Genomic DNA, 24,596 nt, shown 5'->3' with positions numbered 1-24,596 from the left:
AGGGGGTAATTTGGGACGTCCTGTTGCTCAGAACTTGAACCGCGCGCCGACGCGATAGCTGCGGCCGATCACGTCATACAGGACGTTGTTGGCCGGGCCGAAGCTCGATGGGGTATTGTTCGCCGGATCCCTGTCGAGAAGATTGCTGACCGCGCCGAAAATCTCGAGCTTGCGATCATCCTTCTTCCAGACCGCTACGCTCGCATTGAGGTTCACATAGGTAGCGCTGCCGATCAGATTGTCGTTTACGCTGTTGGCGAGCGCGGGATCATAGCCAGCCTGCCCCGGCCCGATCGAGGTGACATTGTAGATGCCGCCCGACAGGTGCCGGACCTGGACCTGCGCCGTGACCCGGTCGGACGTATAGGTCAGATAGCTGTTGATGATGTAGCGCGGCACGCCGGACGGCTGGGAGGTCGGCGCGCCGTTCATGCCAGCCCGGTCCACCGTGCCGCTCGCCGACACGGTGATAAGATCGTCGACGATCGTGGCCAGCCCGCGCCAGCTGATCTGGCCGCCAAACACCGTCATCGGCAGGGTGTAGGACGCCTCGACGTCCCATCCGCGCGTGATCAGGCTGCCCAGGTTGATGTTGAGATTGACGATCTGGGCGATCTTGCCGGTCCCGTCATAAGTGACGAGCGCGCACAATTCGGGATTTTTGTTCTTCTCGCAGCCATCGGCAATGACCTGCGCTCCCAGCTGAGAGACGGCATTGTTGAGCTGAATATCGTAATAATCGACGGAGAGGCGCGGACGTCCCGCCGACCCGAAGTCGGGCTGCAACACCACGCCGACCGTCCAGGTATCCGCCACTTCCGGCACCAGCTTGTCATTGCCGCCCAGCAGGACGGAGGCGAGCACCTGCCCGCCGGGGCTGGTCGCCGGAATCACGGTCTGGAACGACGTCGAGCGCGGGCCATAAAGCTCGAAAATGCTGGGTGCACGAATGTCGCGCGAGCGTGTGCCACGCAAGCGGAGCCAGGGCAGCGGCGCATAATCTGCACCAATCTTCCAGGTGGTCACCGCACCTGTCGTCGAATAATCAGTGGTCCGCAACGCACCATTGAGCTCCGCGCCCTTGAACAAGGGCACGCTCAGTTCTCCAAAGGCTTCGAACACATCCACCTTGCCGCTGATCGCGGCGCCGGGGCTGGTGTAGAACTGCAGGGCGGTCGAGATTGGATCGGCCGTGCCGCGCGCGATATCCTGGCGGAACTCAAGACCCGTGGCCAGCTTGATCGGCCCCGCCCAGCCCTGGAACAGCGTTCCCTGTCCGGCGGCCGAAACCACATTCTGGGTCAGCTTCGAGTCCTGCGTCGCCGTGCCGGTGACGTAGGCTACGCCAGCCGGCGTCGTCTGGACGCTGCCATTGCCGAACGGGTTGAGCGGCTGGCAGCCGGCGGCAGCAGCGACATTATCCCGCACGCCGCGGCAGGTCGCGACACCGTTTACCAGAACCGAATCCAGCGCGAAGGTCATGCGCGGCGTGATCGTCGTGTTGCGGCCGATCTGGTGATAATTGGTCTGCCCATATTGATAATAGGCATCCATCGTCCAGTCGCCCCACATGCGGATCTTGGCTCCGAACACGGCGCGGCTCGTCGAGCGTGTCACGGTGCCAACCTGGGGGCCGATGTCGTCCCAGATGCGCCCCATGTTGAAGCTCGTGAGCCCGAGGCTATCCATTCTGGTGGCGACCGTCGTGGGCAGGAAGGCGTTGTCCCGCCTGATGGTGATTGCCGTATCGCGTCGCTGGGCGCCGATGATCGTGCCATGGACCCGACCGTAGGAGCCTTCGGCGAACAATGTTACAGCGTCGCCAAGCTCAAATTCGCCATGACCGAAAATGTTGAGGCGCTCGGTCGGCGATACGATCGGGAAATTCTCATAATAGGCCATGACCGGATCGCCACCGCCGCTCTGGAACAGCCCGGCATTGTAGAATGTGCCATAATTATGGGCGAAGGTCGTGCCGCTAGTGTTGAATTCAGTCCCGCGCAGTGGGCCGGCGGTGATGAGACCAGCCATGGAAGCCGTGGCCGTGCGTGGGTTGGGCAGGAATATTGTGGCCGGCTGGCCGGCGGCGACGCGCTGCGTCGTGCTGCCTGAAACCAGCGGATTGCTGATCGTCCCTGAACCTGCAGCACACCAGTCGCGCGTGTAGCAGTCGCCGACGCCCTTGCTGTCAGAATATTCCGCGCCCACGACGATATGGCCGCGGCTGTCGGCAAACCCCGTGCCCACCGCAAGGGAGAGCTGATATTCCTTATTGTCGCCGGCTTCGGCCAGCCCATATTGCGCCGAGCCCCTGATCCCGCTGAACTTGGTGTCGAGGATCAGGTTGACCACGCCCGCAACGGCATCCGAGCCATAGGCGGCAGATGCGCCGCCGGTGACGACTTCGGCCCGCTGCACGAGCGATGTCGGGATGAGGTTAAGATCGACGGTACCGCCAGGCGTGAAGGAACCGCCCGCAACAGTCGCCGGAACGACCCGCCGGCCATCGATCAAAACGAGCGTACGATTGGCCCCTAGCCCCCGCAGATCGGCCGTCGCGGCGCCGAGGTTGCTCACGAAAATCGCGGTCGTCGCCGGTGTGGACTGCGGGCGGAACGATGGCAAATCGTTGAGCGACTGGGAAATATTGGTCACAGCCTGCCGTTGCATCTGCTCGGCATTGATCATCGTCACCGGCGTCGGCTGATCGAAACCCGAGCGCGCGATGCGCGATCCGGTGACGACGATGGCTTCCTCGGGCGCCGCCTCGGCCTGTTGTGGCGCGGCTGCGGCGGCAGCGGCATCCTGCGCCAGAGCCGGGCTGGCCATGAGCGCCAGGCCAAGCGCGAGGGCGGTGGCGCTGCTTCCGGAACTAACTTGCAGATTGCGCAAACGAACGATGGGTGCCGTCATAGTCTCTCTCCTCTCCATGCGGCGGCGCTCACTCGACGCTGTCCGCCAGCCAACGCGCGGTGACGCGAATGGCCCAGTCATCGATCGATTATCAGCGATGAGTTGAGTTCTCAACAACCTTTGATGCAATGCGCGTCGAGAAAAGCGCCAAGGGCGCTCTTGGCCAAGCGTTGATGCAGATCGGCAACAGCGCTCTGCCGCCGTTTTCACGGCCCGGTGCGCGAGCAATGCGCACCCGGCTACGCTCGCGCGGCTTCTCCCAGCGCGTCGATGAAGATCTGCGCACTGGCCGGGAATGTCCCTCGTGAGCGGCGATACATGGAGAAGGTCCTGGCGAGTTCCAGATCCGGAACAGGCAGGATGACGATGTCGCCCCGGCCAAGCGCCTCGGGCAGGAGCGGTTCGGGGAACCAGCTCAGGATAGAACTGCGCGCTACCACGGCGAGGATCAGTTCCACCGAATCCGTCTCCAGCGCGACACTGGGCGGATCGAAGCCGGCTTGGCGGACCAGGCTCTCGAACTGGCGCCGTGGCGTCGCCTCGAGGCCGGGCAGTGCCCATTGCTCCCGGAGCGCGCGGGCGGCGCTGACCGGCCGGTCAGCCAAAATGGGATGAGAGCGGCCGCAGAAAACCGCGCAGCGATCGCTGAACGCGCGCGTGCCGATCCTGACGGCCTCGACTTCCCTGGGCGGATCGGTGGCGAACATGATGTCGATGTCGCGATTGGCCAGCGCGCGATCGAGCTGATCTTCCGACGCCACCATCACCTCGACGCGCAGGCCCGGCGCGCGCTCCGCCACACGTGCCAGCACGGCGGGAAAGACCGCGCGGGAAATCGCGGTGACGCCGCCGATCCGGATCGCGCCGCGCTTGAGCCCGCGATGCGCATCCATAAGATCCTGCGCCGCAGCCATTTCGTATAGCAGCAGATGGACGCGCGGCAGCAGGTCGGCGCCGGCCGGCGTCAGATGCATGCCGCGACTGTCCCGGTCGAACAGGGCATGGCCGAATTGCTCCTCCAGCGCGCGCACGTAGCGCGAGATGGTCGGCTGAGCGGCATGGAGCGCTTTCGCCGCCCGGCCCACCGTGCCATGTTCCGCCACGGCTTGAAAAGCGGCGAGAAGGTGTCGCTCGAAAGTCATGCAGAATCAGTATGAGTTGGTGAGAGATTTGCAATAGACCGAATGACTGCAAAGCGCCACCTGTCACCCCAACAAGCTTCAATGCCCGGAGAGCCAAATGCCCACAGTCCGCGACGCCACCATCCGCCTGTTGCGGGATCTCGGCATCACAACCATCTTTGGCAATCCCGGCTCGACCGAGCTGCCGATGTTCCGCGATTTCCCCGAGGATTTCCGCTATATTCTTGGCCTGCAGGAGTCGGTCGTAGTCGGCATGGCGGACGGCTATGCGCTCGCCACCCGCAATGCCGCGATGGTCAATCTGCACAGCAGCGCCGGCACCGGCCATGCGCTTGGCAACATCTTCGCGGCCTACAAGAACCAGTCCCCGTTGATCGTCACCGCCGGTCAGCAGGCGCGCTCGATCATGCCGTTCGAGCCCTTCCTCCATGCCGAGCGACCGACCGAATTCCCGCGCCCCTTCGTCAAGTGGACCGTGGAGCCTGCTCGGGCGCAGGACGTGCCGATCGCGATCGCGCGAGCTTATTATGAGGCGATGACACCGCCTTGCGGTCCCGTGTTCATCTCAGTTCCCGTCGACGACTGGGATGTCGAGTGCGACTGGGTCGATGCGCGCGGCGTCGCGACGCTCAATCCGGGCGATCCGGCCGCCATCGCCAAGCTGGCCGCCGCACTGGCGCGCGCCAAGCGCCCGGCCTTCGTGCTCGGCGCCGGCACGGCGCGCGACGGCGCCTGGGAGGCGCTGATCGCGCTTGCCGAGCAGCAGAAAGCCGCTGTCTATACCGCGCCTTATGCGAGCCGGAACGTCTTCCCCGAGGATCATCCCCTGTTCGGCGGCTTCGTGCCCGCCTTCAAGGAGCGGATGAACGCCATGCTCGGCGGGCATGATTTCATCCTGTCGATGGGTGGCCCGCTCAATCTCTATCACGCCGAGGGGTTCGGCCCGCATCTGCCCGAGGATGCCGAATGCTGGACGGTCGGCGACAATCCGGGCGTGCTCGCCTGGGCCCCGGTCGGCAACGCCATTCTCGGCAATACGCGCGCGATCGCGCAGGCGCTGGTCGCGCTGGGCAAGCCGGCCAACCGCGCCGCGCCTGAGCCCCGCCCTGCCCCCGCCGAGCTGAACCGCGCCGTCCTCGACGACCGCCTCGCGCTAAGGACCATCGCGGACACGTTGCCGGCCAACGCCATCATCGTCGAGGAGGCCCCGACGACGCGTCCGATCATGCAGGCCTATCTGCGCCTCAACCGGCCGGACTGCTTCTACACCACCGCGAGCGGCGGCCTTGGCTACGGCATGCCGGCGGCGGTCGGGGTCTCGCTGGCGCGGCCGGACGAGCGCGTGATCGCGATCATGGGCGATGGCTCGGCCATGTACGGCATCCAGTCGCTCTTCTCTGCCTTCCAGCTCGGCAGCCCGATCACCTTCGTGATCATCAATAACAGCAAATATCAGGCGCTGCGCGACTTCGGCCAGACCTTCGGCATGCAGCAGGTGGTGGGCACGGACCTTTCCGGCCTCGATTTCTGCGCGCTCGCGACCGGGCATGGCCTCCCGGCCGGCCGCAAAGTCTCCGACGTCGCCGCTCTCGAACAGGCGCTCGCCGACTCCTATGCGGTGAATGGCCCGACCCTCATCGAAGTGATGGTCGCCTGAGGTCATGGCGGGTGTCGTCATCGTCGGCGCCGGCCATGGCGGCGCGCAGGCCGCGATCTCGCTGCGCCAGCAGAGCTATGCCGGATCGATCACGATGATCGGCCGGGAGGATCATCTCCCCTATGACCGGCCATCGCTCAGCAAGGATTATCTCTCGGGCGAGAAGCCTTTCGAGCGCATCCTCCTGCGCCCGGGATCCTTCTGGGCGGACAAGGCGATTGATCTTATCCTGTCGCGCTCGGTGGTCGCCGTCGATGCGCAGGCACAGCGCGTCACGCTCGATGACGGATCGACCCTGGACTATGAAAGCCTGATCTGGACAGCGGGCGGCGATCCAAGGCGCCTCTCCTGCCCCGGCGCTGATCTCGACGGAGCCCATGTCATCCGCGGCCGCGCCGATGTCGATCAGCTCATGACCGAGCTGGAAGGCGGAGCGCAGCGCGTCGTGATCGTGGGCGGCGGCTATGTCGGCCTGGAAGCGGCAGCGGTGCTCGTCAAGCGCGGCTGCCAGGTCACGCTGCTGGAAGCCTTGCCGCGCGTGCTCGCGCGCGTGGCGGGCGAACCGCTCTCGCGCTTCTATGAAGCGGAGCATCGCGCGCATGGCGTGGATCTGCGCCTCGAGGCCGCGATCAGCCACATCGACGGCCGGGACGGCCACGTCACCGGCGTGGCGCTAGTGAACGGCGAGACGATCGCCTGCGACGCGGTCATCGTCGGTATCGGCATTTTGCCTTCCATCGTTCCGCTGGAAGCGGCCGGCGCCACCTGTGGCAATGGCGTGCTGGTGGATGAGCATTGCCGGACCAGTCTGCCCAACATCTATGCGATCGGCGACTGCGCGGCGCACGCGAATGCGTTCGCGGACGGCGCCGTCATCCGCCTGGAGAGCGTGCAGAATGCCAACGACATGGCGAGCACGGTCGCGAGACATCTGTGCGGCACGCCCGCCCCCTATCGCGCCACCCCCTGGTTCTGGTCCAACCAATATGATCTCAAGCTGCAGACCGTGGGCCTGAGCGGTGGCCATGATCAGGCGCTGGTGCGCGGCAATATCCCCGAGCGCAGCTTCTCGATCGTCTATCTTCGCGACGCTCAGGTCATCGCGCTCGACTGCGTCAACGCGGTCAAGGACTATGTCGCCGGGCGCAAGCTGGTCGAGGCGCGGGCAGTGATCGCGGCGGAAGCGCTGACGGACGTCACCGTTCCGCTGAAGGAACTGTTACCGCAAGGCTGATAGAAAAGACTGATGCGAGGCTGCGACAACGCGCCTGCCTCGCGCTGGATGCAAGCCGTGCTCCTGCGCTGGCAGGAACACGGCCTCCACCGCCAGGGATTACCGCAGGTCGAGCTTGTTCTTCTTGAGGAAGGCCGAGAGCAGGTCTGCTACCTGAACATTGTTCATGTCCGCAAAGGCGATGTGCGTGTTGCCCTTGAGACCGGCATCGGGAAGCATAAGCAGCTCGGCATGACCGCCATATTTGTTGATCGTGGCGACGAACTGCTTGCTGATCTCGACGTTGGTCTTCCAGTAGGTCTGCGCGGTATAATCACCCCAGACGAGCTGGATCGGGATCTTGGTCAGGCGCTTGAACTCGGCCAGCGGCACATGCGTCGGCCCGAAGCCGCCTTCCACGCCCTGCGGTCCCTCGCCCTCCGGGAACACGAACGCCGCCGTCTCATAGGCAACGATGCCCTTCAGATTGTCGCTCTTGAGGGCGGCGAGCATGGCGCGCCAGCCGCCAGCGCTGTTGGTGAGCGCCACGACGGGGCCGATCTTATCCATCGCCTTGGCCGCGGCCTCGGCTTCCATGTGCGCGTTCTTGGCGAAGTCATACTCATGATAGCGCGCATACATCGCCGCATCATAAGCTTCCTTGCTCTTGGTCGGGAACTGGACGCCGGGGAACCACTCACCTGGCTTGGGACCGAAGCGCCAGGCGATCCAGTTGCCCTGATCCTGGCCCATACGCGGCTCGTAGGTCGTCGGTTCGCACGACATGTTGCCGCGGCCAACGCGCGGGCCGTCCCAGATAAAGACAGGGAAACCACGGCGCAGGAAAATGCTCTGATAGCCCTCGCCGCCATCCCAGCGGTTCTGCCAGACGTGGGCGCTGGAGCTGTGCCACATGAACAGGCCGACTTTGCGCGGATTGACCGGGATCTGATATTCGACATGGCCCTGGTCGCAATGGATCGACTTGCTGTCGTCGCCGATGATCTTGCCGCCGGCCGCGAAGCTGCCTTCCTCCTTGATCATGATCGGCGCTTCGGCCCTGGCCACTGCCTTCTTGGGCGCACCGTGCGCCGGCGCCAGATAGACGGCAGCCGAGGCGGAGAGCGTCAGCGCTCCCAGCAGGCCCCAACGCAATGGATTAGAAACGCTCTTTGCCGACATGATCTACTCTCCCGTCCGTGTTCCCCGTGCATATTGTCGCGGCGCGCCGGCGCGTCCGAGCGCCAGCGGCAGCAATTCTTGACGGCCGGCCGGAGCGCTCAGCGGCTGCTGGCCAGCTCGATGACCCGCACCAGATCGCTCAGCGTGTCGCAGACCGGCGTCGGCACGCCGAGGCGAGCGCCTTCCCGCGCGATCGCGCCGTTGATTGTCTCGATTTCCGTCCGCCGGCCATGCTCGCGATCCTGCAGCATCGAGGCCTTGTGGTGGGCATGCTCGCGCAGCGCCTGATCCACCGTCGCCACGATCCGATCGCGATCAATAACGATGCCGTTGGCCGCCGCGACCGCCACCGTCTCGTCCACGATCCGCACCGCGATGCGGCGCCCCGGCTCGTTGTCGATGCCGGCATTGGGCACCTGGCAGATCATGCCGGTAGCGTTGAGCGCGCCGTTGAAGGCCACTTTCTCCCAGACCGCCGCGTTGATGTCCTGTGCGACATGGGTGTCGAAGCCCGACGCCTGGAGTAGCGCGGCGACCGGTGCCGCGAAGGACTGCGCCGCCAGTGTGAAACCGCCGACGTCGAGATGGCCGAAGCCATGCGTCGCGACCGAAGATGGGCCGTTGAGATCGGCCGGCACATGCGCCGTGCCGAGCAGCACCTGATCGGCGCCGAAACCGGCCGCGAGCAGCTCGGCATTGCCGATGCCGTTCTGCAGGGTCAGCGCGATCGGCTTGCTTGCCGCGAGATGCGCGACAGACTTGACCGCCGCCTCGCTGTGCATGCCCTTGGTGAACAGCACGACCAGCTCGACCGGCCCCGCAAGATCCGCCGCCAGCGACGCGCCGACGGGGAGCGTGCGGGTGCCGTTATCGTCCTTGAGCGTGATGCCGTTTTGCGCGATGGCGTCGAGCCGTGCCTTGTCGACATCGACCAGGGTCACGCGCGCGCCCTGTTCCGCCATGCGGGCGGCGAACAGGCAGCCCATGGCGCCCGCACCGATGATCGCGACGCTGGGCGTCGATGACAGGGTTGTCATGCCGATCGCTCCTAAACGCCGTAAACATCGAGCATGGTGGGCACGACATCGTTCATCAGCCGGATGATCTTCTGCGAGATCTTCCAGGCGCCGTCCTCCAGCACAAGCTCATGCTCGTACCGCCCGAAATAGGCATGGGTGGCGCGGCTGCGCACGTCATGGACATTGGTGATGAAAGAGGAATCGAGCTTCACCCGCCCCTCCTCCGCTTCCGTCAGCTGCACGCCGCCGATCATGTGCGCAACGCGCGGCATGACGGCGGACGCGACCGAGAATCCCGAGCGGATGCGCTGAACGCGATCCTCAAGATTGCGGCGCCCACGATAATAGATCAGCGACAGCTCGCGGTCCGGATCATCGGTCTGCGTGCCATCGTCGCGCCAGGCCGGCATCCAGAACAGACAGTCGGACGTGTAGAGCGCAAGCCAGGGATCGAAATCGAGCCGATCCAGCATCAGTCCTTCGGCATAGAGATAGGCGGCCGCGTCGCCCTGTGTCATGACCGTCACGAGAGCACCTCCGCCATGCGGTCGGCCCAGGCGCGATAATAGTTCCCGAACAAGCTCTCGTCGCAGAGCTGCGCATCTGCCAGCACGCTGCGCGCCGGCTTCATATCGATCATGTCGGAATAATCGTTGCCGCCCTCGACCGAGGCGGTGAGGCCGCGGGCATGCCCCTGCAGCCAGGGCCGGTCCTGCTCGGCCATGCCGAGCTGCGCCTCCTCGTAGCAGACCGTATCGTCGGGCGTCGCCATGCCGGTCGGATTGAAGAAATCCTCATACTGGCGGATGCGGAAGCGACGCGCTTCCGCGCTCTCGCCGCGGGGCGCAAGGCACCAGGTCTGCATCTCGGTTAGGCCGGCCGCGATCGGCCGGATAACGCGCATCTGGCTCGACGCATTGTCGGCGATCTGCAGGTTCGGGAAGATCGTCAGGTTGCGCATGTTGAACATCCAGTTGCGCTTGGCGACGCCGTGCAACTGCGCCCATTCCTCCGCATGCTCATATTCGGGTAGCGCCGCCGACACCGGCATGATGCCCCAATTGAGCACATGGCCGTGATCGAAGCTCATCGTGCCGCCGGTCGTGCCACTGGCATCCTCTTGCCAGAAATCGGCCGCGCCGATCGACGACTGCACCACCTCGGCGCTCTGCTCGCGGGCGCGCTGATCGAGGATGCGGATGTAGCTCGGATGCGTCGAGGTGAAGTGGTACTGGTCCGAGCAATTCTCGAGCTGCATCTTCCAGTTGGCCGCATAGGTGAAGGTCACGCGGCCCGGCACCAGCTCCAGCCCCTCGGGGCTCTTGTCGACGACGAGGTCGATCAACTTGCGCGCCTCGCCCAGATAATCCTCGAGGCTCGGCACGTTCGGATTGAGGCTAGCGAACAGGAAGCCGCGATACTCGCCGAACTTCGCGACGCTGGCGAGATCGTGATTATCCTCATCGAACCCGGCGCCATAGCAGCCGGCCTTCTGCCACTTGATGTTCTTGTTCGCGCCCGTGCTGTCAAACGTCCAGCTGTGATAGGGGCAGACATGCCGGCGGGCATTGCCGCACAGTTTCTGGATGAGGCGGACGCCTTTGTGCGGGCAGGCGTTAACAAAGCAGCGAAGAACACCGTCACCGTCACGCTGGACGATGATGGGGACGCGGCCGATGAAGCCGGTGAAATAATCGTGCGGATTCTCGGCCTGCGTCGCCAGGCCGACGAACACCCAGCCGCCCTCGAACACATGCTTCATCTCGAGCGCGAACAGATCGGGATCGCGGAACAGCGCGCGATTGACCCGGAAGACGCCATCCTGCGGGCGATCATCGACCAAATCACGAAGAGCGAAGGGTTTTGTCATTCCAGCCTCATATTGGGCGGATGCCCGGCGGCCGCGCCGACGCATCCGCATGATCTTCTCGTTCGAGGGCCACGCCGGCGATCCGCCAGCGCCGCCGCTCCTCGTTACATGCCGCCCGTGACCGGATAGTGGATCAGGGTCGGGGAGACCGGCGCGAAATTGGGAACGTCGCCGGCGACCGCGCCGCCCTCGGGCGACTGAAGCGCCGCGCCCATCGCCGCGCCATCGGCAAAGTCAGCCTCGAAGATGCAGAAATAAGGCGACTCCCCGCCCAGCGCCTCGACATTGAAACTGTACCGGAAGCCCAACACGCCCGGCAGCTTGCGCACCAGCGGAATATGCGTCGCTTCATAATAGGCCTTGAACGCGTCGGGATCGGGCTGTGGCGGATAAAGGACGACGATCTTATGCATGATTGACTCCATCACGTTCATAGGCGGCTTGCGCCGTCAGTGCCGCGAAGCGCAAAGCCATGGCCAATCGCATGCCTTTTCCTCTCGCAGTGCCTGCCGGCATAGTCTCGGTCCCGGCTCGCCCAGGGATGGCAAGCCGGCTGAAAGGGCGCATTTGCCCAGTCAGCGGAAAGCATTTAACATGATAAGTATTGCGACGCAACAACAAATCTCCCGCGCCTCCCTCTCAAACCTGCTGAAATGACCGCGGCGGTTTATCCGACGCCCTTGATAGCCGCAGAAAGCGCCCGCATTTCGGTCACCAGCTTTTCGAGTCGCTGGGCACCGAAACGGTCCGAATATTCCCGCATAATTTGTACCACTTGTCGGGAAATCACCTTGACGATCTCCCGCCCCTCCGGGGTCAAGGCCACCAGAGTGCGACGCCGGTCATTGGCGTCGAGCTCGCGAGTCACGAGCTTGCGATCCTCAAGATCCTTGAGGATTCGCGTGACGCTCGGCGCGTGGAGAAGGCCGACCTCGGCGAGGCCGGTGGCATCGGTGGCGCCGCGATCATTGATCACTCGCATCACGCGCCACTGCGGCTCGGTGATATTATACTCCCGAAGCTTGGGCCGCATCGGCCCGATCACGGCTTCCTTCGTGCTGAGCGTCACGGCCGCGAGCGACTGTTCGAACGGAGGAATTTTTCGGATCGTGCTCATGTTTCCCCCTTGCCTGACTGTTTCGCCTAGCGCAACAGAAACCCTGTCGGGTTAAATTTCGAACGTGAAAATTTGCCATTTATAAACCATCGACATCTGGCAGCGCCTCGCCCTCGGCCTTCCCACTCGCCAGCCATCCGCAGGGTCGCCCACACGACACCAGGTCGTCCGCTGCGTGCACCCATCACAGCTCATCGACGCGAGAACAACGCGCCATCAGACAAGGGCGCCTTGACGACAGAAGACGGCGACGGACTTGCTGCTGAACACCCTCCCCCTTCGGTTTCCGACGCGGTTTTGAACGATTTTTATTAACGTGTGAAATTTTATATCGAGACAGGCCCCGAGCACAACCGGAATCTGATCCGGTTCGTCATTCTTCATAAGTGGCAAACCCGACGAAGTCGAAAACCCCTGCTCCCCGCGCCCCGCCTGAACAAGCGCGATTTCGTTCGTTGACTCCGGCAACGTCGAAACATACTTATCATGTTATGTTTTAAGGCGGAGCGGCATGGCATGCCGATGCCCAGCCGGAGGAAGAGGACGAGGCATGGACCTGGAACTGGCGGGCAAATCCGTCGTCATCACCGGCGGCGCGCGCGGTATCGGCTTCGCCTGTGCCGAAGGGTTCGCGCGGGAGGGCGCCCGCATCGCCATTCTCGATGTCAGCGCGGACGATCTTGCCGAGGCGGAAGCCAAGCTGCGCGACATGGGCGCGGACGTCATCACGCGCGAAATCGACGTCGCCAATTCGCAGGCAGTGGATACGGCCCACGCCTCCGTGATCGAAGCGTTCGGCGGGATCGACATCGGCTTCAACAATGCCGGCATCGGCTCCAAGTTCAAGCCGATCGAGGACACGACCGACGAGGACTGGGACAGAGTCGTCGATATCAACCTCAAGGGCATCTTCCTGTGCGTCCGCGCGCAGGTGCGGCACATGAAGCCGCGCGGCCGGGGCGTCATCGTCTGCACCGCCTCCAACGTCGCCTTCTCCGGCGCGCCCGGCGCGACGCCTTATGTGGCGGCGAAACATGGCATCATCGGCATCGTGCGCACAGTGGCCCTGGAGCTTGCCCAGACCGGTGTGCGCATCAACGCCGTCGCGCCCGGCGCCATCCAGACGCGCATCGGCGGCAAGACCGGCCTCGGCACGTTCGAGGACCCCTTCCCGGATGCGCTGATCCGCCAGGGCCTGCCGATCGGCCGCTGGGGCCAGCCGCACGAGATTGCCGACGCGGTGCTCTGGCTGGCCAGCCCGCGATCGAACCTGGCGCTCGGTGAGGCGCTGGTGATGGATGGGGGGTTCCTGGCGCAATAAGGCGCTGCGGCCCGGCCGATCAACAAGACAAGGGAGGATGCCATGCGTACCAAGACACCCCGATTGCCGGGGCTGACCAACGAGCAGCTCACGCCGGAACAGGAAGAATATTTCGCGCCGCTGCGAGATCGCGGCATCGACAGCCATGTGCTGCGCTCGCTGTTGCGCCATCTGCGCGCCTCCAAGGCGTTCCGCACCTGGTCCGCCTACAGCATGGGCGGCGGCAACAAGCTCGCCGACCGCGAGCGCGAGGTCGTGGCGATGCGCACGGCCTGGCTCATCAAGGCCGGCTATGTCTGGTCGCGCCACATCCCCTATGGCACCAATGCCGGCCTGACCGCGGAAGAGATGGAAGCGCTCAAGAAGCCGATCTCGGCGCATCCCTGGAGCGACGCCGACATCGCCCTCATCCATCTGGCCGAGGATCAGGTCGCCAATTTCTTCATCTCGGACAAGGTCTGGGCCGAGCTCAATGCCCATTTCGACGAAGAGCAGATCATCGACGCGATCTTCGTGTGCGGGCATTTCATGATGCTGGGCATGTTCCTCAACAGCGCCGGCCTGCCGATCGACGACGATGTCGTCGCCGACCCCGATCTCGAGAAACTATAAGGAGCCGCCTCATGCCAATGGACAAACCGCGCCTGCCCCCGCTCAAGGACGGCGAACTCACCGACGCGCAGGAAGAGATTATCGGCCCGTTCCGCAAGATGGGCGCCGACTTCAACGTGGCGCGCACCATGGCGCGCCATCCCCGCATGCTCACCGCGTTCCGCGTCTGGGCGACCTACGTCATGATCGACAAGAACAAGCTGCCCGAGCGCGAGCGCGAGATCATGGCGCTGCGCACCGCCTGGCGGATCCAATCCGACTATGTCTGGTCACGCCACCTCTCCTATGCGCGCAACGCCAAGCTGACCGACGAGGAAGTGGTCGCGCTCAAGCGCCCGCTCGGCTCGCACAACTGGGCCCCTGCCGATCTGGCCCTCGTCAAGGCGGCCGATGCGCTCGTCTCCGACTTCTTCATCCCGGACGATATCTGGGCGGAGCTGGTCAAATATTTCGACGAGGAGCAGCTGATCGACGCGATCTTCGTGGTCGGCCATTTCGTGATGATGGGCTCGTTCCTCAACACGGCGGGCGTGCCGCTCGATCCGGACGTGCCCTATGATCCCGATCTGGACCGCTTCAAATGAGCAGCCGGTCGATCGAGGAGCGCCTCCAGCGGGTCGAGGATGAGCTGGCCATCCAGCGCATCATCTTCGACTATTCGGTCTATCTCGACAGCCGGAACTGGGAGGGCTTCGTCAGCCTGTTCGCGCCGGACGGGGTCTGGACCAATGTCGAGGGCACCTATCAGGGCCGCGAGGCGATCATGGCGATGCTGGGTGGCCCCAATGGCGGCCCGGCCGAGGCGCCCAAGCGGGTGAACTACTATCACGCCAACACCAACTGGCGGATCGAGCTGGACGGCGACCGGGCCAGCGCCGTCTCGCGCTACCTCTTCGTGCTGCGCCGCGACGACCGGCCGACCTCGGCGCTCGCGGGCCAATATACCGACGAGTATGTGCGCATCGACGGCGCGTGGAAGATCGCGCGGCGCGAGGCGGAGGAGCTGATCCCCACCCATGCCGAATGGGAAGAGATCTTCCTGTCGAAGGTGCGGACATGAGGCGCGCGGCCCTTCTCGCCGCCGCGCTGGCGGCGACCATGCCGGTGGCGGCCACCGCCAAGGCGCCGGCCAAGCCGACCCTGGAGCAGCGCGTCCAGCGGCTGGAGGATGAGGACGCCATCCGGCACATCTTCATCGCCTATGCCGCCGCGCTCGACGGCAAGAATGCCGATGCCTATGTCGCCCTGTTCGCCAAGAACGGCCAGTGGATCAACGGCAGCATCGTGCGCAAGGGACCGGCCGAGATCCATGCCCTGATCGACGGCATGTTCCACAACACGCCCGCCGGATACGTCAACAAGGACAGCTTCGAGCTGACTTTCCATCCCGACATCAAGGTGGATGGCGACCGCGCGACCTCCCGATCCGAGCATGTGCTGTTCCGGCGCCACATGGACGGCAGCGGCCTGCCGCAGGCCGTGCTGTTCGGCCGCTACGAGGATGAGTTCATCCGCGAGAATGGCGTGTGGAAGATCCTCAAGCGGGTCGACATCCCGACCATTCCGACACCCGAGGAATGGGGCAGGATCATGCGCGCGCGCCAGCAGCAGCCGGCCCAGCCGCCGGCGGGAGGCGCGCAATGAGCCGCGCCGCGCTCTCGGTCGAGCAGCGCTTGCAGCTGCTGGAGGACAAGGAGGACATCCGCCAGATCATCATCGATTATGCCTCCGCGCTCGATGCGCAGGATGCCGACGCCTATATCGCGCTGTTCGCGGAAGAGGCCGAATGGGTGAATGGCGGCATGGTCCGCAAAGGCAAGGAGGAGATCCGCGCGCTCGTCGCCGGGCTGTTCCCGACCAAGCCGGACGATTTCGTCAATCTCGAGACGTTCGAGGTGACCTTCCATCCCCGCATCGAGCTGAACGGCGACCGCGCAAAGATGCGCTCGGGCCATCTGCTGTTCCGGCGCGGGCCGGGCGGCAATCCGGTGCCGGTGCTGTTCGGCCGCTACGAAGACGAGTTCATCCGCGAGGATGGCGTTTGGAAGATCCTGCGCCGGGTCGACATCCCGACCATCCCGACCGGGGAGGAATATCTGCCGGTCATCCGCGCCCGCCAGCGCATCCAGGAGCAGCATATCAAGGGCGCGAAGGGGTAAGCCCCCTTCCGTTCCCTGATCGAGTGGATCGATCATGCCGCGCAGTTTTCCGCCGAAGTTCACGAAGGTCACGGGGAAAATGATTTTCCTCGGGGGCATCAGGGGTGCCGGACGAAAGCTGATCGAGAAGAGCGATTATTCAGGGCTGAGAAAGAACGGCCTGATCCTGCCATGCCGGCTGGCGTGTAGGACAGTATTTTCTGATATGGCGAACGGCCCTCCCATGGGCCAACCAAACCAGATCAGTGCTCCTGCGAAGGCAGGAGCCCAAGGCGCAACCGACGGGCCTAACCGCCCTGGGCTCCTGCCTTCGCAGGAGCACGGTTCGGTTCGACTTAGCGGTCCGTAGCCTTCTCCCACTTGGGAGAGGGCATTCATTGCCAGCGTGCCCGCGTCGCCAGAAAGGCGTGGAGCAGCGCGTTGAATTGGTCCGGCTTCTCCATCATCACGAAATGGCCCGTGTCCGGGATCGTCACCGACTCCCAGTTGGGCAGCAGCTCCTTGGTCGGCGTGGCGAGGCCCATGGTGCGCGAGCTGGCGAACACCGTCAGCGCGGGCGCGGTGATGACGGCATTGGACTGGATCGCCGGGTCCATCATCGCGGCATTGGCGCCGACCGATGTCGCTTCCGACGCGCCGAGCATCATTTGCCGGATTTCCTGACGGAGCGGCTCGGGTGTCGAGGGGACGAACATCGCCTCGATCGCCGCCACACGCCGCTCATGCGTCATGGGTTGCGCACGCAGGGCGGCCGCAGCGAAGGGGCGGATGTCCAGCAGGCCATCGGCCGAGACGATGCCGGCGACATGCTCGGGATGCGCCAGCGTATAGAGCCGGCTGACCCCGGCCCCCATCGAATGGCCGACCAGCACCACCTTGTTCGCGCCGACCGCCTTGCGCACCGCCTCGACGGCATCGGCGAACAGCCCGATCGAGTAACCGGCTGGCGGCGGGGAGTCGCTCTGGCCGTGGCCCGGCAGATCGAGCGTGACGACGCGATAGTCCGCGACAAAGGCCGGCACCTGCCGAGACCACGAACGGTCGTCGCAGGTCCAGCCGTGGACGAAGATAAGCGTCTTGCCGCCCGGCTTGCCCTGCACCGTGTAGTGGATCTTCAGCCCCTTGAGCATGGCCGTGGACGCGGCCGCCGGCGCTGCGACCCAGCAGGTCAGCAACAAGGCCGCCAGCAGCCGGACCAGCCTCACTCCTTGCAACCGCGCCGCTGCGTCCATTCCTTCGGGCGATCCTCGGCGCCGACCATCTGGAACTTGGGCTCCATATAGGGAACGATCACATAGGCGTGGCGCTGGGTGAACTTCCAGCCCTGCGAGGTACGCACCAGCCGGTCGTCATAGGCGCCGAGATGCCAGACGTCGGTCGTGTTGTCCTCGGCGTGCCGGATGTGCTGGAACTTGCTGGTCGAGGTCGCGGTGTCGCCGTCGATATCGATCACGACGTCCATCGTGGCATGGAAGGTCCGCTTCGATTGGTCGACCACGGAATGCATATATTTGCCGAGCGTCTCCAGCACGCCGGCGGGGCCGACGCCGCGGCCGACGACGCCGGCCCAGACGCCATCCTCGGTGAAGTTGTCGGCATAGGCCTTGATGTCGCGGCCATCGATCGCATCCTGCATCTTCATGAGCAGGCGCCAGATGTCTTCGCGGTCCTCGGCCAGCCTGAGGCGGGCCTGCATGTCCGCGACGAGCGCGTGCAGATCCTGGCTTGCTGCGTCAGTCATTCGATCCTCTCCTCTTGTCGGTTATCCGGTGCCCGCTCAGGCTTCGATCTCTTCCGGCTTCGCCGCGCCGATGAGCTGGAACTTGGGCTCGTAATAAGGAATGTCGCCGAAAGCCGCGCGCTTGGTGAACAGCCAGCCCTCGGGCGTGCGGCGGAACTCGTCGTCATAATGGCCGTGATGGACGATGACTGGCGCGTCCTTCTCGCCGCGCATGATGTGTCGCCACTGGCTGCGCGCCCTGGCGGTGTCGCCGTCGAGGTCGATCACGAAATCGGAGGTGGTGTGATAGGTGGTGTGGCCCGGCGTCTCCCAGGGCTTGCAGACCTTCTCGAAGAACTCGGTGATCGCCTTGGGGCCGACATAGCGGCCGGTGACGCCGCTCCACACGCCGTCCTTGGTGAAGCAATTGCCATAATCGACGAGATCGCGGCCATCGAGCGCGTCCTGCATGCGCATGCAGAGGCGGACGATCGCTTCCTTGTCCTCGACATCCTTGAGGCGCTGCTCGATGCGGTCGAGCCGTGTGACCGGCGCCGGCTCGAAGGCGGCACGGCCGAAGAAGCGGTCGATGTCATGGCTGACCAGCTTCCACTTGCCGTCCTCGCGGACGATCTTGTCGATATAATGCCCGCCCTGCAGGATCATCGGCACGCCGTCCGGATCGAGCGTGAGATAGAACCAGGTGACCTTCACGTCGGCCTTGTCGCCGTCGAGATTGATGTCGTGATTGTTGACGATATGCACGGAGCGCGGGAATTTCCGCCCCTTCGAGACGTCGCGATATTTGTTGAGCAGCTCGAGGATCGCGACCGGGCCGGTCGCCTCGCCGAGTGACGCTTTCATCCAGCCATTGCTGGCGAAGAGGCTGGCATAGCCCTCCATATTGCCGGTATCGAGGAAGCGGGCATAATCGGTGAAGATCTGGCGGATCTCCTCCTTGTCCTTCAGCTCCTGGACCTGCGCCTGCAGCGCATCGAAGCGCGAGGGATGCGGCGGCTCGAGCTGGGCACGGCCCATGCTGCGGTTGACCGTGTGCTTCGCGATCTTCCACTTGCCGTCCTCGCGGACGAGATCGTCGAGATAATGGCCCATCTGGAAGACGGTCGGCACCTCGTCCGCATCACGGGTCATGTAGCACCAGGTGATGTCGATCCTGGCGGTGTCGCCATCGATCTCGATATGCGGGTTGCTCATCAGGTGGACGGCGTCGCGGAAACGCCCTTCCGCCTTGGCGCCGGTCACGCGCTCGACATAGTCGGCCATCTGCTTCGTGATCGCCTCGACGCCCACCGACGTGCCGAACACGCCTTCGCGCGCGAACAGGCTGGCATAGCCGGCATAATCGTAATTATCGAGATAGCGGGCATAATCGGTGAAGATCTGGCGGATCGCTTCCTTGTCCTCCAGCTCCTGAAGTCGTGCTGCGTCAGTCATCCCATCCTCCAGATTGCCCGCGTTTCCGGGCCATTCGTCACTTGGTGAAGGTAAATCCCTTGTAGCCTTCGCGCGTCACCTCCGCGCAGCGATCGCGGAAGGTGTGCAGGCCACCCAGCCAGATCAGGAAGCGCCGCGGCTTGCCCGGCACGTTCGATCCATACTGCCAGCTGTCGGCCTGATCGAAGACCGAGCCGCGCGCCTTGGCCTGCGTCTCCTCGGTCCAGTCATCCTCGGCCTGCTCGGTCGGCTCGATCGTCTTGAAGCCGTTCTTCTCGGCATAGTCGACAATGTCGGAGATCCACTCGACGTCATGCTCGATCGAGGCCGGCACGTTGGTCGAGAGGGCCGGATTGGCCGGGCCGCTGACCGCCAGCAGATTGGGGAAGCCGTAGAAGCTCATGCCCAGATAGGAACGCGGACCATCGTCGAGCCGCTCGCGCAGCTGCATGCCGCCCCTGCCGCGAATGTCCATTGCCCGGAACGGCCCGGTGACCGCGTCATAGCCGGTCGCGAAGACGATCACGTCGAGCGGATATTCGGTGTCGCCGACGAGGATACCCTTCTCGGTGATCCTGGTGATCGGGGTCTTGCGCACGTCGACCACATCGACATGCGGCAGGTTGAAGGTCTCGTAATAATTGGTGTCGAGCGCGATGCGCTTGGCGCCCATCGGATAGCCCTTGGGCTCCAGTATCTCGGCCTTGGCCGGATCCTTGACGATGCTGCGCACCTTCTCGCGGAAGAAATTCTCCATGAACTCGCGGGCGGCGGGCAGACGCGTGCCTTCCTTGAACAGCTGGATGACCCGCAGGCCGCCATTGTTCCAATATTCCTCCTGCAGCGCGAGCGCCTGCTCGGGCGTCACTTCCTCGAAGCTGTAGGCCGGCGCATCATAGGGCTGGCCGCCCCAGTGCGTCTTCACCTTGGCGCGGATCTCGGGATAATTGGCCTTGATCTGCGCATTATACTCCTCGGTCAGCGGATGGTTCTTGGCCGGCATGATATAGGCGGGCGTGCGCTGGAAGACGGTCAGATGCCCCGCCGTCTCGGCGATCACGGGCACGGCCTGGATGCCGGTCGAGCCGGTGCCGAGCACGCCGACGCGCTTGCCGCGGAAATCGACGCCCTCCCTGGGCCAGTGGCCGGTATGATACCATTCGCCCTGGAAATCCTTGACGCCGGGAATGTCCGGCAGGTTGGCGGCGGTCGAGGTGAGGCCGCCGATCGCGGTCACGACATAGCGCGCGGTGACCTTGTCGCCCGCGCTGGTCTCGACCGTCCAGCGGTTCGCCTGCTCGTCATAGGCGGCCGTGGTCACGCGCGCGCCGAACGTCATGTCCTTGCGCAGATCGAGCTTGTCCGAGACGTAGTTCAGATAGCGCTCGATCTCCGGCTGGGCGGGGAAGCGCTCGCTCCAGCTCCACTCCTGCAGGATCTCGTCCGAGAAGAAGTAGCAGTAGAAATAGCTCTCGGAGTCGCAGCGCGCGCCGGGATAGCGGTTCCAGTACCAGGCGCCGCCCGGGCCATCGCCGGCCTCGAACAGGCGGACGCGAAGCCCCTGCTGGCGCAGCTTGTGCAGCATGTAGATGCCGGCGAAACCGGCCCCGATCACGACGGCGTCAAATTCCTGGGCAGTGTCTGTCATAGTGCGTCCCCACGCCGGAGCGCCTGCTTGGTCGTTCCGGACGGCATGTCGTTGATCGGGTTGAGCGAGGTGCCGGGCGGCACCAGCGCGTCGATGCGGTCGAGCGTCTCGGCCGAAAGCCTGACATCGGTGGCGCCGAGCAGCCCTTCGAGCTGATCCAAGGTGCGCGGCCCGAGGATCGCGGAGGTGACGCCCGGATGCTGGATGACGAAGGCGATCGCCATGTGCGCCAGCGAGATGCCGGCCTCGTCCGCCAGCGCCGACAGCTCTGCGACGAGATCGAGCTTGCGGCGGACGGCCTCCGCATAAGGATCGAAGCCCCGCCCGGTGATGCGGCCGAAATAAGCGAAGCGATTCTCGCCGTTCATGTCCTCCGGCTTGCGGTAGCGGCCGGAGAGATAGCCGCCGTCGAGCGGGCTGAAGGTGATCGTTCCCATGCCGTGGCGCTGGCTGGCCGGCAGGATGAAGCGCTCGATCTCGCGATTGAAGATGGAATAGGCGGGCTGGTTGCAGCGGAAGCGCTGGGTACCGCGCTTCTCGGCGATCCAGTGGCTCTCGACGATGCGATCGGCGGGGAAGCTGGAGCAGCCGAACGCGCGGATCTTGCCCTGGCGGACGAGATCGGTGAGCGTGAACAAGGTTTCCTCGAGATCGGTGACGTCGTCCCAGCGGTGGAGCTGGTAGAGATCGATATGGTCGATGCCGAGCCGGCGCAGGCTGTCCTCGACGGCGCGCGTGACCCAGCGGCGGGACGCGCCGCGCATGTTGGGATCGTCGCTCATCGTCGCATAGAATTTGGTGGCGATGACGAGGCGCTCGCGGCGGCCCTTGATGGCCTTGCCGATGATCTCCTCGGACTCGCCGCGCGAATAGCCATCGGCCGTGTCGATGAAATTGATGCCCGCGTCGATCGACCGGTGGATGATCCGCACGCATTCGTCATGATCGCGATTGCCGATCGCGCCGAACATCATCGCGCCGAGGCACAACGGGCTCACCTGCATCCCCGTGCCGCCCAGCGTCCGCAACTGCATATCCTTCTCCTTGCGATCCGATCGACCGATCGCGATGCGCCCGGCCGGTCAGCAGGGTTTTGTCCGTCTCAACTGGAGCCGGGCGTCAGCTCGATGCCCGCGCGCTCCTCCATGCCGGCGATCATGCGGCTGACGCTGGCATCGGCGGCCTGCCCTTCGGCAATCTCGCGCCACTGGCGCCCCGTCTCCTGCGACAGCGGAATGGGAACGCCGGTCCGCTCAGCCGCTTCCAGCGCGATGCCGATATCCTTGACCATCAGCGCCAGCTTGAACGGATCGTCGAAGCTGCGGTTGAAGATGCGCTGCTTGAAGTGGGTTTTCGCCACCCAGGAACCGCCAGTGGACTGGTTGAGGACATCGATCATGATGTCGGGATCAAGCCCGGCATGCTTGCCCGCGAGCAGCGCCTCGCCCGTTGCCATGAAGGTCACCGAGGTGATGAGATTGTTGAGCGACTTCATGATGTGGCCGGCGCCGACGGGACCGAGGTGGAACTGCGCCTTGCCCATGATGTCGAACAAGGGCACGACGCGCGCGACATCGTCCTTCGCACCGCCGACCATGAAGACCAGCTCGGCCGCGATCGCGCCCCATTCGGCGCCCGAGACCGGCGCATCGACCATGGCGATGCCGGCCTCGGCGAGGCGCTGCGCCGTCTCCCGGGTGAACCAGGGCTCCGACGAAGACGTGTCGAGCACGAGGCTGCCCGGCTTCAAACTCTCGATGAGGCCGCCGGGACCGATCGCGGTCTGCTGCACCGGCGCGCCGGAGGGGAGCATCGTCACGACGATGTCCGATGCGGCGCCCACCTCGGCCAGCCTGCGAGCGGCGCTGACGTCGGCGAACTCGGCCGCCAGCGCGTCGCCGAGGGTGGGATCGAGATCGAGGACCGTCAGTCGATAGCCGGCCGCGGCGAGATGTCGCGCCATTGGCGTGCCCATCACGCCAAGGCCGATGAAGCCGATTGCAGGCTTGGTCACGAGGTCATGCTCCGGGGAAATGCCCCGGGACGCCACCGCATCGCGGCCGCGACGTCCCGGGAAGAGAGATAGGCTGAAGCGATCAGACGAGCTCGGCCGGTTCGGCGTCGAGCAGGATGGTCTTGGTCTCCAGATAGGCATGCAGGCCCTGCGCACCGCCCTCGCGGCCGATGCCCGACTGCTTGTAGCCACCGAACGGCAGGGAGAAGTCGCTGCGCATCCCGTTCTGGCCGACATTGCCGGTGCGCACGCGCCGCGCGACCCGCCACGCCTCGTTGATGTCGTGCGTGAGCACCGAACCGTTGAGGCCGTAGTTGGACTCATTGGCGATGCGGATCGCATCATCAATGTCGTCGGCGGGAATGAGGCTCAGCACCGGGCCGAAAATCTCTTCCTGCGCGATGGCGGAGTTGTTGTTCACATTGGCGAACAAGGTCGGCTCGAAGAAATAGCCGCGGTTCATGCTCGCCGGGCGGTTGCCGCCGGTGACGAGATCGGCGCCTTCCTTCTTGCCCTTCTCGATATAGCTTTCGACGCGCTCGAGCTGGCGCTGCATGGCGAGCGGGCCCATCTGCGCGTTGGTATCGTCGCTGTGGCCGAGGCGGATCTTCTGCATCTCCGATGCGATCGCGTCGGCAATCTCGTCGTGACGATGCCTGGGCACGATGGCGCGGGTCAGCATCGCGCAGACCTGGCCGCTCAGCAAAGTGATCGCGCCGGACAGGATCTTGCCCGCCTCTTCGGCCGGCATGTCGTCCATGATGATCGCGGCCGACTTGCCGCCCAGCTCCAGCGTGCAGCGCGCGACGCGCGAGGCGCAGACCTCGCCGATGCGCTTGCCGGCCAGGGTCGAGCCGGTGAAGCTCACCTTGTCGACGCCCGGATTGTTGACGAGATGGTCCGATGCCTCGCGATTGGCGGGCACCAGATTGATGACGCCCGGCGGCAGATCGGCCTCCTCGGCGCATTCGGCGAGGATATAGGCCTCGACCGGCGTCTCGGGCGAGGGCTTCATGATCACGGTGCTGCCCGAGAGCAAAGCCGGGCCGAGCTTGGCGCACATGATCATGTAAGGCACGTTCCACGGCGCGATCGCGGCGACGACGCCGACCGGCTCATGCACCACATAGGCGGTCGGCGAGGCGTCGCTCGCCACCTTGCTGATGAACGGGAAGGTACCGCCCAGATCGATCGCATCCTGCAGATTCTGCGTGCCGCGACCGGTCAGATACGGCGCGAGGAAGCTCATGCCGCCCATCTGCATCGACCAGGCCGACCCCAGCTCGCCCTCGCGGCGCTTGAGCGCCTCGACGAAGCGCTTCATCGCGGCGACGCGCTCGGCTGGCGCCATCCAGGGCCAGGGCCCCTGATCGAACGCCTTGCGCGCGGCGGCGACGGCGCGATCCACGTCGGTCTCGTCCGCCTCGGCGACGCGGAACACGACCTGCTCGGTATCCGGCGAGGTGATCTCGAGCTGGCGGCCCGAATGGGCCTCGACCCATTCGCCGCCAATGAACAGCTTGTCAGGATGACGAAGGTTGGGCGCGCTCATGC

Annotated in this window: 23 protein-coding genes; 8 read left to right on the top strand and 15 right to left on the bottom strand. The window is 64.7% G+C overall.

Annotated features, from left to right (window positions below):
- Positions 1–27: 27 nt before the first annotated feature.
- Both KK488_RS10580 and KK488_RS10575 read right to left on the bottom strand, forming a co-directional pair.
- Positions 28–2,913 (bottom strand): TonB-dependent receptor domain-containing protein, encoded by a 2,886-nt coding sequence (locus tag KK488_RS10580; RefSeq protein ID WP_214623286.1) that lies wholly within the window; start codon positions 2,911–2,913, stop codon positions 28–30.
- A gap of 239 nt (positions 2,914–3,152) precedes the next feature.
- Positions 3,153–4,055, bottom strand: coding sequence for a LysR family transcriptional regulator (locus KK488_RS10575; RefSeq protein WP_214623284.1), 903 nt, complete (start codon positions 4,053–4,055; stop codon positions 3,153–3,155).
- 97 nt (positions 4,056–4,152) lie between these two features.
- On the opposite strand from KK488_RS10575, the gene mdlC reads away from it, so the two are divergent.
- Positions 4,153–5,712 carry a benzoylformate decarboxylase gene (gene mdlC / locus KK488_RS10570; protein WP_214623282.1) on the top strand — a complete coding sequence of 520 codons (1,560 nt, stop codon included), beginning with the start codon at positions 4,153–4,155 and terminating at the stop codon, positions 5,710–5,712.
- 4 nt (positions 5,713–5,716) lie between these two features.
- Positions 5,717–6,946 carry an NAD(P)/FAD-dependent oxidoreductase gene (locus KK488_RS10565; RefSeq protein ID WP_214623280.1) on the top strand — a complete coding sequence of 410 codons (1,230 nt, stop codon included), beginning with the start codon at positions 5,717–5,719 and terminating at the stop codon, positions 6,944–6,946.
- 99 nt (positions 6,947–7,045) lie between these two features.
- Here the strand turns inward: KK488_RS10565 and KK488_RS10560 are convergent, their stop codons facing one another.
- The 6 genes from KK488_RS10560 to KK488_RS10535 all read right to left on the bottom strand — a co-directional run bounded on the left by KK488_RS10560 (position 7,046) and on the right by KK488_RS10535 (position 12,113).
- Entirely contained in the window at positions 7,046–8,107 is a 1,062-nt protein-coding gene (locus tag KK488_RS10560) for an alpha/beta hydrolase (protein WP_214623279.1), read from the bottom strand.
- A gap of 98 nt (positions 8,108–8,205) precedes the next feature.
- Positions 8,206–9,144, bottom strand: a complete 939-nt coding sequence (locus KK488_RS10555) for a ketopantoate reductase family protein (protein ID WP_214623277.1) — start codon at positions 9,142–9,144, stop codon at positions 8,206–8,208.
- A gap of 11 nt (positions 9,145–9,155) precedes the next feature.
- Positions 9,156–9,644: an aromatic-ring-hydroxylating dioxygenase subunit beta gene (locus KK488_RS10550; RefSeq protein ID WP_250890282.1), complete on the bottom strand. Its 489-nt coding sequence runs from the start codon at positions 9,642–9,644 to the stop codon at positions 9,156–9,158.
- A gap of 5 nt (positions 9,645–9,649) precedes the next feature.
- A complete protein-coding gene (locus KK488_RS10545; RefSeq protein WP_214623273.1) occupies positions 9,650–10,996 on the bottom strand; it encodes an aromatic ring-hydroxylating oxygenase subunit alpha in 1,347 nt (448 codons plus the stop codon).
- 104 nt (positions 10,997–11,100) lie between these two features.
- Positions 11,101–11,409: an EthD family reductase gene (locus KK488_RS10540; protein WP_214623271.1), complete on the bottom strand. Its 309-nt coding sequence runs from the start codon at positions 11,407–11,409 to the stop codon at positions 11,101–11,103.
- Between the two features lie 254 nt (positions 11,410–11,663).
- On the bottom strand, positions 11,664–12,113 hold the full coding sequence (locus KK488_RS10535) for a MarR family winged helix-turn-helix transcriptional regulator (protein WP_214623269.1): 450 nt from the start codon (positions 12,111–12,113) through the stop codon (positions 11,664–11,666).
- A 550-nt stretch (positions 12,114–12,663) separates the two neighbouring features.
- Between KK488_RS10535 and KK488_RS10530 the strand changes: the two genes are divergently transcribed.
- Genes KK488_RS10530 through KK488_RS10505 form a run of 6 tightly spaced genes read left to right on the top strand, consistent with a single transcriptional unit; the run spans position 12,664 to position 16,205 of the window.
- Complete coding sequence (locus KK488_RS10530; protein WP_214623267.1) at positions 12,664–13,434, top strand: SDR family NAD(P)-dependent oxidoreductase; 771 nt, start codon at positions 12,664–12,666, stop codon at positions 13,432–13,434.
- Between the two features lie 42 nt (positions 13,435–13,476).
- Positions 13,477–14,046: a carboxymuconolactone decarboxylase family protein gene (locus KK488_RS10525; RefSeq protein WP_214623265.1), complete on the top strand. Its 570-nt coding sequence runs from the start codon at positions 13,477–13,479 to the stop codon at positions 14,044–14,046.
- An 11-nt stretch (positions 14,047–14,057) separates the two neighbouring features.
- A complete protein-coding gene (locus KK488_RS10520; RefSeq protein ID WP_214623263.1) occupies positions 14,058–14,630 on the top strand; it encodes a carboxymuconolactone decarboxylase family protein in 573 nt (190 codons plus the stop codon).
- Complete coding sequence (locus tag KK488_RS10515; protein ID WP_214623261.1) at positions 14,627–15,106, top strand: nuclear transport factor 2 family protein; 480 nt, start codon at positions 14,627–14,629, stop codon at positions 15,104–15,106. Before KK488_RS10520 ends, KK488_RS10515 begins: the two co-directional genes overlap by 4 nt.
- Positions 15,103–15,690, top strand: a complete 588-nt coding sequence (locus tag KK488_RS10510) for a nuclear transport factor 2 family protein (protein WP_214623259.1) — start codon at positions 15,103–15,105, stop codon at positions 15,688–15,690. The genes KK488_RS10515 and KK488_RS10510 overlap by 4 nt, the downstream gene beginning before the upstream one ends.
- Positions 15,687–16,205 carry a nuclear transport factor 2 family protein gene (locus KK488_RS10505; RefSeq protein ID WP_214623257.1) on the top strand — a complete coding sequence of 173 codons (519 nt, stop codon included), beginning with the start codon at positions 15,687–15,689 and terminating at the stop codon, positions 16,203–16,205. Before KK488_RS10510 ends, KK488_RS10505 begins: the two co-directional genes overlap by 4 nt.
- 374 nt (positions 16,206–16,579) lie before the next feature.
- On the opposite strand, the gene KK488_RS10500 is transcribed toward KK488_RS10505, so the two are convergent.
- The 7 genes from KK488_RS10500 to KK488_RS10470 form a co-directional block, all read right to left on the bottom strand.
- Positions 16,580–17,437: an alpha/beta fold hydrolase gene (locus KK488_RS10500; protein WP_214623255.1), complete on the bottom strand. Its 858-nt coding sequence runs from the start codon at positions 17,435–17,437 to the stop codon at positions 16,580–16,582.
- Positions 17,407–17,946: a nuclear transport factor 2 family protein gene (locus tag KK488_RS10495; RefSeq protein WP_214623254.1), complete on the bottom strand. Its 540-nt coding sequence runs from the start codon at positions 17,944–17,946 to the stop codon at positions 17,407–17,409. The genes KK488_RS10500 and KK488_RS10495 overlap by 31 nt, the downstream gene beginning before the upstream one ends.
- A 36-nt stretch (positions 17,947–17,982) precedes the next feature.
- Positions 17,983–19,380 carry a nuclear transport factor 2 family protein gene (locus tag KK488_RS10490; protein WP_214623253.1) on the bottom strand — a complete coding sequence of 466 codons (1,398 nt, stop codon included), beginning with the start codon at positions 19,378–19,380 and terminating at the stop codon, positions 17,983–17,985.
- A gap of 37 nt (positions 19,381–19,417) precedes the next feature.
- Entirely contained in the window at positions 19,418–21,028 is a 1,611-nt protein-coding gene (locus KK488_RS10485; RefSeq protein WP_214623251.1) for a flavin-containing monooxygenase, read from the bottom strand.
- Positions 21,025–22,062 (bottom strand): aldo/keto reductase, encoded by a 1,038-nt coding sequence (locus tag KK488_RS10480; RefSeq protein WP_214623249.1) that lies wholly within the window; start codon positions 22,060–22,062, stop codon positions 21,025–21,027. The genes KK488_RS10485 and KK488_RS10480 overlap by 4 nt, the downstream gene beginning before the upstream one ends.
- 68 nt (positions 22,063–22,130) lie before the next feature.
- Entirely contained in the window at positions 22,131–23,042 is a 912-nt protein-coding gene (locus KK488_RS10475; protein WP_214623248.1) for an NAD(P)-dependent oxidoreductase, read from the bottom strand.
- An 82-nt stretch (positions 23,043–23,124) separates the two neighbouring features.
- The gene (locus tag KK488_RS10470; protein ID WP_214623246.1) at positions 23,125–24,594 is read right to left on the bottom strand and encodes an aldehyde dehydrogenase; all 1,470 of its coding nucleotides are present in this window, start codon (positions 24,592–24,594) and stop codon (positions 23,125–23,127) included.
- Between the last annotated feature and the right edge of the window lie 2 nt (positions 24,595–24,596).

This window comes from Sphingobium nicotianae (assembly GCF_018603885.1).
In the GTDB taxonomy this organism is placed as follows: domain Bacteria; phylum Pseudomonadota; class Alphaproteobacteria; order Sphingomonadales; family Sphingomonadaceae; genus Sphingobium; species Sphingobium nicotianae.
Note: the sequence above shows the minus strand (reverse complement) of the source record. Positions and strands in the feature narration are given on the sequence as shown.

What these genes read in the sequence shown, in the direction of transcription:
- KK488_RS10580 (WP_214623286.1), bottom strand. Translation starts at nt 2,913, where the DNA reads ATGACGGCACCCATCGTTCGTTTGCGCAATCTGCAAGTTAGTTCCGGA.
- KK488_RS10575 (WP_214623284.1), bottom strand. Translation starts at nt 4,055, where the DNA reads ATGACTTTCGAGCGACACCTTCTCGCCGCTTTTCAAGCCGTGGCGGAA.
- mdlC (WP_214623282.1), top strand. Translation starts at nt 4,153, where the DNA reads ATGCCCACAGTCCGCGACGCCACCATCCGCCTGTTGCGGGATCTCGGC.
- KK488_RS10565 (WP_214623280.1), top strand. Translation starts at nt 5,717, where the DNA reads ATGGCGGGTGTCGTCATCGTCGGCGCCGGCCATGGCGGCGCGCAGGCC.
- KK488_RS10560 (WP_214623279.1), bottom strand. Translation starts at nt 8,107, where the DNA reads ATGTCGGCAAAGAGCGTTTCTAATCCATTGCGTTGGGGCCTGCTGGGA.
- KK488_RS10555 (WP_214623277.1), bottom strand. Translation starts at nt 9,144, where the DNA reads ATGACAACCCTGTCATCGACGCCCAGCGTCGCGATCATCGGTGCGGGC.
- KK488_RS10550 (WP_250890282.1), bottom strand. Translation starts at nt 9,644, where the DNA reads ATGACACAGGGCGACGCGGCCGCCTATCTCTATGCCGAAGGACTGATG.
- KK488_RS10545 (WP_214623273.1), bottom strand. Translation starts at nt 10,996, where the DNA reads ATGACAAAACCCTTCGCTCTTCGTGATTTGGTCGATGATCGCCCGCAG.
- KK488_RS10540 (WP_214623271.1), bottom strand. Translation starts at nt 11,409, where the DNA reads ATGCATAAGATCGTCGTCCTTTATCCGCCACAGCCCGATCCCGACGCG.
- KK488_RS10535 (WP_214623269.1), bottom strand. Translation starts at nt 12,113, where the DNA reads ATGAGCACGATCCGAAAAATTCCTCCGTTCGAACAGTCGCTCGCGGCC.
- KK488_RS10530 (WP_214623267.1), top strand. Translation starts at nt 12,664, where the DNA reads ATGGACCTGGAACTGGCGGGCAAATCCGTCGTCATCACCGGCGGCGCG.
- KK488_RS10525 (WP_214623265.1), top strand. Translation starts at nt 13,477, where the DNA reads ATGCGTACCAAGACACCCCGATTGCCGGGGCTGACCAACGAGCAGCTC.
- KK488_RS10520 (WP_214623263.1), top strand. Translation starts at nt 14,058, where the DNA reads ATGCCAATGGACAAACCGCGCCTGCCCCCGCTCAAGGACGGCGAACTC.
- KK488_RS10515 (WP_214623261.1), top strand. Translation starts at nt 14,627, where the DNA reads ATGAGCAGCCGGTCGATCGAGGAGCGCCTCCAGCGGGTCGAGGATGAG.
- KK488_RS10510 (WP_214623259.1), top strand. Translation starts at nt 15,103, where the DNA reads ATGAGGCGCGCGGCCCTTCTCGCCGCCGCGCTGGCGGCGACCATGCCG.
- KK488_RS10505 (WP_214623257.1), top strand. Translation starts at nt 15,687, where the DNA reads ATGAGCCGCGCCGCGCTCTCGGTCGAGCAGCGCTTGCAGCTGCTGGAG.
- KK488_RS10500 (WP_214623255.1), bottom strand. Translation starts at nt 17,437, where the DNA reads ATGGACGCAGCGGCGCGGTTGCAAGGAGTGAGGCTGGTCCGGCTGCTG.
- KK488_RS10495 (WP_214623254.1), bottom strand. Translation starts at nt 17,946, where the DNA reads ATGACTGACGCAGCAAGCCAGGATCTGCACGCGCTCGTCGCGGACATG.
- KK488_RS10490 (WP_214623253.1), bottom strand. Translation starts at nt 19,380, where the DNA reads ATGACTGACGCAGCACGACTTCAGGAGCTGGAGGACAAGGAAGCGATC.
- KK488_RS10485 (WP_214623251.1), bottom strand. Translation starts at nt 21,028, where the DNA reads ATGACAGACACTGCCCAGGAATTTGACGCCGTCGTGATCGGGGCCGGT.
- KK488_RS10480 (WP_214623249.1), bottom strand. Translation starts at nt 22,062, where the DNA reads ATGCAGTTGCGGACGCTGGGCGGCACGGGGATGCAGGTGAGCCCGTTG.
- KK488_RS10470 (WP_214623246.1), bottom strand. Translation starts at nt 24,594, where the DNA reads ATGAGCGCGCCCAACCTTCGTCATCCTGACAAGCTGTTCATTGGCGGC.